We start from the raw sequence: 10,329 nt of genomic DNA, 5'->3' as shown, positions 1-10,329 counted from the left end.
TATTTGCGCAAGTGCGATTTGCAGGATAATGTCCTGATGTATCGCCGTCGTAAGACAGGAAGCTGGCTGACGGTACGTGTAGAGCTGCGTGCCATGAGCCTCATCGAACAACTGAAGACGCCGGACGAATCTTCACCCTATCTGTTCCCCTTTATCAACGGCACAGGCGCCGATGCTTACCGTCAGTACCAAAGTGCATTACGAAACTTCAATGCACGGTTAAAGCGTCTGGGGTCATTGGCCGGTGTGAAAGGGAGCCTTAGCAGTTACTGTGCCCGCCATAGTTGGGCCACCATAGCCAACTATCACAACTATCAGCAGGAGCTTATCTGTAATGCGATGGGGCATTCATCTGTCAAGGTTACAGAAACCTACTTCAAGCAGCACACTGATGAACGTATCGGACAAATGAACAAAGAAATACTTTCACAGGTATTTCGGGAGTAAGATTGTTTTCATACTGGATTGTAGCGGCAATCCAAGACAGCCTATAGCTGTGGTGTGGAAAGACTTTTTTATGGATTTTGGAGGTAGAGGGGGTTCTGTTACTTCATAGATAACAGATGTGTTTTATAATTAAATGCAAAGATTGTTTTATTTTTACAAATGAACAAATAAAAACTATGATTTAACACATGTCGTTAACATATTTATGCAAGAATACTTGAAACGCAGGTGGAAAAGTTGAATGGAAAGAATACCGTGTTTCATGCAGTCGGAAGGTTAAACGGTAGTTAGAGGCATTTGACGTGTTACCGGAGGAGAAAATAAAATGACTGTTTTAACCTTTCACCTTCCGGTTGTAGTGGTATGTACTGACTTTTGCCGGCAAGTTTCGCCGTAAATTGTTTATGATGAATGGGTTGTGGTGAAAGATGGATACGCGGACTACGCGGAAAAGACGGACACACGCGGATTTTTATATCTTCCACTGAATCGGAGTGAAGTTTCATCTTTCACCATATTTACCTGTGTATCAGTGCGGAATTCTCTTGGTGAAAGCGTGAAGGCATTTTTCTCTTTTTTATTCTTTATCCGTATAGTTCGTCTTTTCCGCGTAGTCCGCGTATCCATCTTTCACCTTGTAAAGTCTAACTTGGCAGATGTAACTATCTACTTTAGCCGGACAATATTAATAGTTGGCTGACGTAACAAGTAATGTCGCTGAGTATTGCTTTTAATTCCCGCGAATATAACAATCAATCTCACCGAGTATTACAAGTAAACTCCACGAGTATTACTTGCAACTTCCACGAGTAATACTTGCATTGCTCGTGAGCCGTACAAGTGTCGCTCGCGAGCAATGCAAGTGTGGCACAATCGTTTCAAAGATGCCGTACGCAACCTTCGGGCCTAATCGGAGGGGCGTAAAACGGTGCCTTTGCTTTTTGCGTTGAAAAAGGCAGACTATTTAAACGTAGCGACTTTCTGCCTTTTAGCAAAAAATGAAGGCAAAGTAGCCCCGGAGGTTCAGCCCTTGATTTTTTTCTTTTGGTATCTTTTCTTTTGCATCAAGGCAAAAGAAAAGTATACCCGTTATCTATGAAGTAACAGAACCCTCAAACAATCCCATTACAAGGAAAAAAATTGTGTTATGAACATGAAAATAGTGAAACGAATTTTGCTGTTCTGTATGCTGTTTGTCAGCATTTCGCTTTCTGCCCAAAACTGGGCTGTAAAGACGAATCTGCTGTACGATGCATCGGCTACAGTAAATCTGGGGACGGAAATCGGACTGTCGCCTAAATGGACATTGGACCTCTCGGCCAACTACAATGGCTGGACGCTGAACGAAAACAAGAAGTGGAAACACTGGTTGGCGCAACCCGAAGCACGCTATTGGCTGTGCGAACGTTTCAACGGTCATTTCGTGGGTGCCCACCTGTTGGGAGGACAGTATAACTGGGGCGGCATCAAGATGCCTTTCGGACTTTTCAAGAACTTGGAGGACTATCGCTTCGAAGGTTACTACTACGGAGCCGGACTGGTTTACGGTTATCAGTGGTTGCTGGGCAAACGCTGGAACCTCGAAGCTGCGTTGGGACTGGGATATATACGCGCGCATTACGACCAGTACGAATGTCCGCATTGCGGCGAATGGCAGGGAAGCGGCAAGAAGAACTACCTCGGAGTGACCAAGGCTGCCGTCTCCTTAATATACATTATTAAATAAGGAGGAAAGGATATGAAGAAAACTATAATATTGCTTACCTGCCTGCTGGCCGCATCGCCTGCAGTGTGGGCGCAGAATGCTTACTTGGAACAGTTGAAGGTGGAAAACCGCAGTGTGGAGAAAGTGAATAGAAGCGTTCGCGTCACTGCTGATTTCAATCTGGACGACATGAAGCTGAATACCCAGCATTCCTTGCGGCTAGTGCCCGTCATCGTCTCGGCCGACGGTACGCACGAACTGCCCCTCGAACCCATCGTGGTGAACGGCAAAGTGCGCAGCAAGGTGATCGAACGCCAACTGGCACTGGGCGAGGCACAGGCTGACAACATAACCTTCGTCCGCCGCGACAACGGAAAGCCGCAGACCCTGCACTACACCGACGAAGTACCTTTCAAGGTCTGGATGCTGAACGGACGTCTGGATCTGCGCGCCTACGTTACCGGCTGTGCCGCTTGCGACGAGGGCGACGAACTGCTGGCTACCGGTGGAATACTGCCCTACGAAGAGCCGCAATATCTGATGCAACCTCCCTTGCAACCCAAGGAAGAAGTGGTGAAACGCCGTTCCGAGGTTCGCATGGCACGCCTGCAATACCGACAGGGAAAGCACGACGTGTTGCCCAACTATAAAACCAATCGCGAAGAACTGGACAAGGTGCAGGCATCCCTCGACGCCGTCAAGGAAAATGCCGACCTGCTGATTACCGGTATCTATGTCACCGGATATGCTTCGCCCGAAGCCACCGTTCGCTACAATTTGGAACTGTCCAAACGCCGTGCGCAGACTTTTGTGGCCTACGTGCAGAAGCAGAACCCCGAACTGGAAAAAAGCCTGTGGCATGTCGACTGGAAGGGTGAGGACTGGGTCGGACTGCGTGCCGAGGTTGAAAAACGTCCCGGCCTGCTGAAGCAGGAGGAAGTGCTGAAAATCATCGATGAGTGCACCGACAATCAGGATGCCTGCGAGGCAAGGCTGAAAGCACTGCAACCGGCGGAGATTTACCAGCGCTTGCTCAACGAAATGTATCCGCCCTTGCGCCGCAACGAATACCGCATCGAATACAACGTGCGCCACTACACCTTGGAAGAAACGCGCCAGATGCTTCAGGCGCGCCCCGACTTGGTCAGCGTGGCCGAGATACAGAAGGTGGCCGACAGCTACGGCCGCAACACCGATGCCTATCGTGAAGCCCTGCAAGTGGCAGTACGTACCTATCCCGACAACATCGCGGCACGCCATAACGCCGCCTTGGCCGAGATAGAGACCGGCCACTACACCGAAGCCATCGCCCTGCTGAAAGACGCCACCGACGGCGGCCTGCTCAACCTGTTGGGCGTGGCCTATCAGAAGAACGGCCAAACATCCGAAGCCGATACCGCCTTTGCGAAAGCTAGTCAGGCTGGCAGCGACGAAGCTACCCGCAACCTGCAGATGCTGCGTCGGTCGTTGGAAATGTTGGCGGAATGACGAATAACCAAAGGAAGAAATAGAGAACTTAAATATTTTATTAACCAAAATTTGTGAAGGTATGAAATTGAACAAATTTTTTATGCTGGGATTGGCCGGATTGGCATTCGCGGCATGTAGTAATGAGGAAGAGGTGGACAATGGACTTTCTGGTTTGAGTGCAGTTTCTATTAAAATTGAGTCATCAGAATTGACACGTGCCATTGCTGATGCAACACAAGGAGAGGATGGGACAGATAAAGTCTCGGTTGTGCCTCAAGCCAATACTGAGGTGGTTATTACTTTAACCGCTGATGAAGGAGGAGGTGAATTTAAACTTACTCCCGATCAATGGAATAAAGGACACGTGGTTACATTTTGGAATGTAAGCAATCCAACTTCTGTTACAGTTTCCATGAATGGTGGAGTAGCCAGTTATAATGCTATAAATATAGCTACAGGAAGCCCGAGTTTGCAAGTGTTGCCTGCTGCAATACCAGTTTACGGAAGTACTTCAACATTTACGCCTACCGACAGAAGTGAAAGTCCGGATGCAGATGATGATCATCAAACGGGAGCTACTTCAGATGATGAAAGTAAGACATATCAAATATATACAGCCACTGTGCAGTTGGATATTCCCGTTGCTCGTCTGGAGGTTTCTGGAATTAAACATGTAACTCATACCAATACAGGAGATGATAAATGTTTGTATTCAAAATTGACCATTGCAGGTGTTTATATGGATAATGTAAAACCGACCGATGGAGGTACTCGTACCGACTATCAGTTCTCAGCTTCTGGAACAGGTAGTGGTGTTGAGGCGATATTGAAGGATGCGATAACAGATAACACTGATTTCTTGGATGACTCTAAAGTATGGCCGGCAACAGCTACTCCCGCAAAAGCTTATGCGTATAATTTCTATGGACCTACTGCCGCAGAAATAGCAGCTGCAGAACAAGTTACAGATAATGCTGAAACAGATGATGTTGATGAAGCTTTGGAAGCTAAACAAGCTTTGAATCCTAAATTTAAGATTTACTTTTCAGAAGCTGAGGGTGTTGAAGGTGGTAAACCTGTAACAGAACCTCGTTATGCTATGATTACCAATTATAAAGATAAAAGTGGTAACTCTATTATCTTGAAAAATGGTACTATTTATCGTATAACGGAGGCTGTTTTGAAGGATAGTAATATTATAGGTGATGAAACCGGTAATACTTTAATTGGTGTAGAAGTTACTGTAGTAGAGGCTAAATGGGATGTGAAAACTATTGAAGCTGACTGGGCTGAATAACCCCTTTCCTATAATTTAACCAAGCTCTCCAACCGGGCGGTTGCCCGTCCTCCGCCCGGTTGCTACTCCCCGAACACAGGCGTGTTCATCAGAAAATTATTCGACCCGTGGGGTCAAACATTATAAAGTGATTGCAATGAAACTTTGGAAGAACATAGTATGGATGTTGCTGCTGGTTCCTGTCCTGACCACCGGCTGTATCAAGGATAATTTGGATGATTGCCACAACGTAACCATCTATTTCCAGTATTTGGCAGATGGAGACAAGGATGTGCTCTATCAGTACATGGACAAGGTAGACCTCTATGTATTCGACGAGGGCGGACATATACTTGGAGTAGGTACATACAACCAAGACCAGCTGAAAAACTTTTCAGCCATACCTTCCTTCAAACTCACCCCTGGCCGACGCTACAAGGTAGTGGCTGTGGGCAATGCGTACGACCATACGCAAGTAGTTAATCTGGAGTCGTCGACCAGTTTTGATGAAATCTACATTCAAAGTCCGTATTGGGGAGTTCCCGATCCGGTCATTAACCATGACGACAACTACCTGGGGCAACAGGAATTTGTGATGCCCGAAGGTAACCTGACGATGTATCGCGACACGGTGACGCTCTACAGCGCCCACGTCGATGTGGACATCGAGATAACGGGCCTGCCCGCTCCGCAGACACGCGGTGAACTGCCCGTCAACGTGCGTATCGAAAACTCGAACGCACAAACCTCATTCAACAACGAAATCAATCTGGACGAAAAGGGAACCTGCTATCCCGAACTGATTTACGATGCCGAGCGTGGCTGTTACCGCACGGACGATTTTGCCCTGTTCCGCATGGACAACAGTGGTAACCTCCACCCCGACTGGTGCGAGCACGAACTGGTAGTTGCCGATGCCGAAGGCACAGAGCTGTTTCGCGGCAGCATCTACGACTTCATCACCCGCAATCGCGAGTACATCGACATCACCAAGCAGGAAGCCTATTTGCCCATCGAAATACAATTCAACGAAATCGGTATAACCATCAAACTGCCCGCCTGGTACGTGGAAGACATCGATCCGGACTGGCAATAATAGGGAGGACTGACTTATGAAGATATTATTCAACAGAAACAACTCTATCGGCATCTTCTGCTTACTGCTATTGTTGGCAGTGGGGGTGGTGTCGTGCATTAAGGATGAGTATGCGGAGAATAATGAGAAGGCGACGGTGCAGGTGACGTTTATGACGAGGGCAGTGACAACCAGTACCACAAGTGGTGATGCCCTTTTGCCTAATGAACGGATGCAATCATTGCGGGTGATTGTGGCGAATGGCAGTAACATTTTATACAATGTGTATTATAAGGATTTTGAGAAGGACGAAGACGGAAGATTTTATAAGACTATTACTTTTAGTGAGTTGACGACAGTAAAAGGCACAGATTTGGACTTTTATGCAATTGCAAACGAGAGCGGATTAGGTGATGGTAATGATTTGAGTGAGGTTACAATTGATGGGCTGAAGAATATTGAATTAGATAATAATTTCTTGACTAATGCCAATGCAATGAATAGCACGACTTTGATACCTCAGACTGCCTATAAGCGGATATCAGTAAATCCGACAGGAGGTAACCGTATCCAAAAAGAATACATGGAATTGAACTTTGTGGTGGCGAAACTACGTTTGACGATAAATAATGCATCGACTGTCGAACAGACGGTAAGCAACATCAGCATATCTAATGCGTTAGTGAATACAACGCCTTTATTGAGATTGAGTGAGAATAAGGAGTTAACGACTTCAACTAATCCACTTGGTTTATCCGACATGACGATTCCAGCAGAAGGAACGCTTTCTACGTGGCGTTATATATATGAATACACGAGGAATGGTGGTTTTCATATGAGTGCAAACTGGCCGGATGTTAGTACTTACAAAGAGATTGCTGAACCATCTATTACGGATGTTCCTCGTGGCACCGAGCTTGACATAAATGTGACGTTGAGTGTAAATACAGAGCCTGAAATTGAAGTATTGGTTATCCCTTGGGCTGAGAAATCGATGGGTGTAGAATTTAATTAATGCAGAAGGAGGATTTGAAAATGAAGAGAATACAATATATATTGTCAGCTGTTTTGTTGGTGGTATTTGCTTTCACAGGCTGTATAGATGATGATTTGGTGAAAACGAATGATGTTGTAGAAGGAAAGCCGGTGACTGTTTCGCTGAAAATTGGCTATAAAGCCGATGCCGATGTGGTAGTGAATACTCGTGCTGACAATACTCTTTCTGATATTACCCGTCTGCGTATTTTTGTATACGACGCCCAAGGTAATTATATGGAAAGTCTGAATTACACAGGCAATACAGCAAGTGATAAGATAACTCTAACTGAAACTTCAACTACTGATAACGGACACTTGTACACCGCAAGGTTTAAGACGACCAGTGGTATACGCAAATTGATTGTCGTAGCCAATGCTGGTGGGGGATATTGGCAAACGCCTTCGTTAGATATAGAGAATACTTCATATGAGGACATGAAGAAGGCTGTCATTTCTCTTTCTACTAACTTAGCGGTTGATGGCGTGACACCTTTTCAAATCGTAGCATCTTCACAGATGCTGTTAACCGGATGCCAGGATGGAATCGTTTTTACAACAGATAATGGTGTAACTGATATAAATGGAAATAAGCTTTCTCCTGCTATTTCGTTATGCCGTGCTATGGCTTGTATTACATTTAAAATCCCTGAAAAGGTATCTAATGCAAATGGCATTTTCACTCCTACAACTTATCAGGTTTACAATGTGCCTATAAAAACGATGTTGAGTAATGTTGAGAGAGTCGCTAATGGTTTAACCTCGGAAGAAAATTTTATAAATTTTGCATCGACCAATGTGCCTTCTGTATATGATGGCTATTATACATTTAGTTTTTATATACCTGAAAACATATATGACATTGTTGAAAATGCAAAGGATGACAATCTGTCCATGGAGTATAAAGACCGCGATGTTTGGATGGGAGATAAAGGTGCTGTACCCGAAGAGAAAATTTGGACAAATGCACCACAATATAGTACTTTTATTGTGTTGAACGGTACCTATTCTGAAACGGGGACTCATAATTATACAGGCAATGTCAGCTATACCATCCATTTGGGAGATTTTAGTAGTTCTGGAACTCCTGGAAATTTTTCTGTAGAACGGAATACCAGTTATACCTATACGGTAAATGTAAAGGGGGTTGATAAAATTGTTGTAGAAGCTAAAAAAGAAAATGAAGATTATCAGTCCGGTGCCGAAGGACAAATTTACGATTATAGTCAAACACATTATTCGTACGAGTTAGACGCGCATTATGAGCAGGTTTTCTTGGAATATGATCTTACAGCTATAGCCAATACTGTATCTGAACAAATAGGAAAATACAACAACCAGACTGATGAAGAAATTGAAAACGCCATTTCCGACCAATTGATACTTATTATCCAGTCTGAGGCAATGGATTATAATGGAGAAGAAGAAGGAAAATACTCTACACGCAACAAACGTGGTACTCTATGGCCATATAAAATATATGCTGATGCGAAACGCAATCACTTATCTGTTGAAAATGCCAAAAAACAAGTACTTGATGGTAACGATGCAGGAACTAAAGGATTCGATTATAAATGGATAGAGTTTTTGCCGCAAAATGATACTGATATCTCAGAATATCCAGGTGTCTCTTTGTGGAGTAGAGCTGATGTAAGTGACTTGAAAAATGGAGCTGCAAGCGTATATGGAACTTCGAATGAAAATGTAACTGAAAACAGTAAATATTTGATGGATGCATACGATGTAATCGTAGCTATGGGCAATGTGGTAAAGAAAATCTATAAAGGAGCATTGGTGTCAACCAATAATTTTGAGGAAGGTGGTACCGAGAATGTGGATTTCTTTACAGGCAAAGGAATAACTATAAGTAAATCTGGAAGCAGTTACGTTGCACGCTTCACAGCATTTGTAGATGAGTACTTCTATTACAAACATCCTTTAACTGGTGAGAGAGTTACTACATGGAATGTATTTACAAACAAAATTCCTCGTGAAATGATAATTTCCATGAGTACAAATGTATCAAATGATGGAAATAGTTCATATAGTGAAGTATATTCTTATGTTACGCAACTTTCTATGCAAACATTTTATAATTCTCGTTCAATAAATCTTAATGGTTTCGGCATCGAAACTTATAACGAAATGCCGTTGACATTTGGATTCGGATCACCTGTTCTTCCAGCTGATGTCACATTGGATGATTCTGATGGTCGGAATAATCAAATTCATTTATTAGGTCATCAAACTACAGATGATAATTATGGTTCGTGGGAAAGTTATTTGAATTTAACTCAGAACGGATGGTTAAAAACGGTAGGTTCAACAATAAGTACTCATAAATTAGATGGTAATGATGGCAGAGGGAACGCCTATAAATTACAAAGCGCTTACTCTGCTTGTCTTTCCCGTAACCGTGATTTAGATGGTAATGGCATGATTGATCCCAATGAAATTCGTTGGCATCTCGCTTCTTTGAATGAATATATTCGTATGGGTATTGCAGCCAATGTTATCTCATCTACCGCACGTCTATACAGCGGAGACAAAAATGATATGACTATGAATGGTTACCCTTCTAGCTACATAGGATATGGATCGCTTTATTTTACTAGCAGCACTTCCGGTAAAAGGTGTTATTGGGCAGTAGAAAAAGGTTCGTATAGTAGTATTAGCAGTAGTTATGGAGAGAAGCTACCCATCCGTTGTGTGCGTGTTTTACCAGCTATTAATGAGACTCAGGATATCAGTAGTTTAGAAAATATTGTTTCAGCTTCAACCTTTGAAAAAATTGATGCTACAGATAATGTACCTATCGTGCTGAAGTTTAAAAATCGTTTGGTGGATGATTTGTATCGTCAATCAATATTTGAGCCACTCCAGCGGCATAACGAAAACGGTACGGCGAATTCCTTCTCTGAAGGCATTTTTGTATCTAGTGATTATTTGAAAGACGATAATGGTTATGTTACTTATACTTTAGGTGAAATAATTGGTTATCAGGGCGCTACAGAGAGAGGTGATACCTATAATAATCTTACTTATATGAAGATAGATCCGTGTCAATCTTATGTTGAAGGCGGTTATAATTATGGCTGGCGGGTTCCAAACTTGGTTGAGCTTTCGGCAATGAATGCAGCTGGTATATTTGATGATTACAATGATGGTGTGGCATGTTGCACCTATTTTAGTAACCCAAATGTTCGTTATGGCTTTGTTAAAACCAGTTTGATTACATGTCCTGGAAGATATAATAATCAGATATACAGCCAATATCGCATTCGTTGTGTGCGCGATGTCCCGGCAGGTTATTTCGATTGA

7 protein-coding genes are annotated in these 10,329 nt (G+C 43.5%); all 7 read left to right on the top strand.

All coding sequences use genetic code 11. The features are described from left to right. Positions 1 to 447: tyrosine-type recombinase/integrase (locus QVP67_RS15245; protein ID WP_288180298.1), on the top strand; the 447-nt coding region annotated here is incomplete at its 5' end. A gap of 1,153 nt (positions 448 to 1,600) precedes the next feature. Then, entirely contained in the window at positions 1,601 to 2,173 is a 573-nt protein-coding gene (locus QVP67_RS15240; protein WP_288180310.1) for a DUF3575 domain-containing protein, read from the top strand. 12 nt (positions 2,174 to 2,185) lie between these two features. Continuing rightward, positions 2,186 to 3,640, top strand: a complete 1,455-nt coding sequence (locus QVP67_RS15235; RefSeq protein WP_022164411.1) for a DUF3868 domain-containing protein — start codon at positions 2,186 to 2,188, stop codon at positions 3,638 to 3,640. Positions 3,641 to 3,701: 61 nt separating this feature from the next. Further along, entirely contained in the window at positions 3,702 to 4,919 is a 1,218-nt protein-coding gene (locus tag QVP67_RS15230) for a hypothetical protein (protein WP_022164410.1), read from the top strand. A gap of 136 nt (positions 4,920 to 5,055) precedes the next feature. After that, entirely contained in the window at positions 5,056 to 5,994 is a 939-nt protein-coding gene (locus QVP67_RS15225; protein ID WP_022164409.1) for a FimB/Mfa2 family fimbrial subunit, read from the top strand. Between the two features lie 16 nt (positions 5,995 to 6,010). After that, positions 6,011 to 6,988: a hypothetical protein gene (locus QVP67_RS15220; RefSeq protein ID WP_022164408.1), complete on the top strand. Its 978-nt coding sequence runs from the start codon at positions 6,011 to 6,013 to the stop codon at positions 6,986 to 6,988. A 20-nt stretch (positions 6,989 to 7,008) separates the two neighbouring features. Next, positions 7,009 to 10,329, top strand: a complete 3,321-nt coding sequence (locus QVP67_RS15215; protein WP_288180297.1) for a fimbrial protein — start codon at positions 7,009 to 7,011, stop codon at positions 10,327 to 10,329.

Source organism: Bacteroides sp. CAG:633, assembly GCF_000435115.1.
Lineage (GTDB): Bacteria > Bacteroidota > Bacteroidia > Bacteroidales > Bacteroidaceae > Bacteroides > Bacteroides ndongoniae.
This window is presented reverse-complemented; position numbering and strand designations above follow the sequence as displayed.

Coding starts and splice junctions, on each gene's coding strand:
- QVP67_RS15240 (WP_288180310.1), top strand. CDS start 1,601: ATGAAAATAGTGAAACGAATTTTGCTGTTCTGTATGCTGTTTGTCAGC.
- QVP67_RS15235 (WP_022164411.1), top strand. CDS start 2,186: ATGAAGAAAACTATAATATTGCTTACCTGCCTGCTGGCCGCATCGCCT.
- QVP67_RS15230 (WP_022164410.1), top strand. CDS start 3,702: ATGAAATTGAACAAATTTTTTATGCTGGGATTGGCCGGATTGGCATTC.
- QVP67_RS15225 (WP_022164409.1), top strand. CDS start 5,056: ATGAAACTTTGGAAGAACATAGTATGGATGTTGCTGCTGGTTCCTGTC.
- QVP67_RS15220 (WP_022164408.1), top strand. CDS start 6,011: ATGAAGATATTATTCAACAGAAACAACTCTATCGGCATCTTCTGCTTA.
- QVP67_RS15215 (WP_288180297.1), top strand. CDS start 7,009: ATGAAGAGAATACAATATATATTGTCAGCTGTTTTGTTGGTGGTATTT.